This is a genomic window from Shewanella sp. AS16, assembly GCF_021412365.1.
GTDB classification, from domain to species: Bacteria; Pseudomonadota; Gammaproteobacteria; order Enterobacterales; family Shewanellaceae; genus Shewanella; species Shewanella salipaludis.
In genome coordinates, this window is the sequence record NZ_JAKCLK010000105.1 from 1 (window position 1) to 341 (window position 341).

At 56.3% G+C, this 341-nt stretch carries 1 pseudogene; it reads right to left on the reverse strand.

The features are described 5' to 3' along the window. A pseudogene (gene yjiL / locus LZP73_RS19540) lies at positions 1-341 on the reverse strand (putative 2-hydroxyacyl-CoA dehydratase activator YjiL); the annotation flags it as partial.

Genomic DNA, 341 nt, shown 5'->3' on the forward strand with positions numbered 1-341 from the left:
AATCGGCGCTTCACAGGAGAGACGAGCAATGAAATTGGCGCTCCGCCGCGCCATCGCGTTAATCACTCCGGCGAGAATCGCTTCTGGCGCTACGCCCGCAGAGCGCAGGCTGATCACTTCTGATTCAGCAAACACTGTGCACATACTCGTGATGGCGTGCGGTATGACATTTTCGGTAATGCTGTCGAGTTGCTCGACGCTGGTGCCAAGCGTGCGCGAGATCACCTCCAGGAAACGCCCGGTGCCCGCCGCGCATTTGTCATTCATCAGGAAATCGCACAGGTTACCGTCATCATCAAGCTGAATCACTTTGCTGTCCTGACCACCGATGTCGATTACCG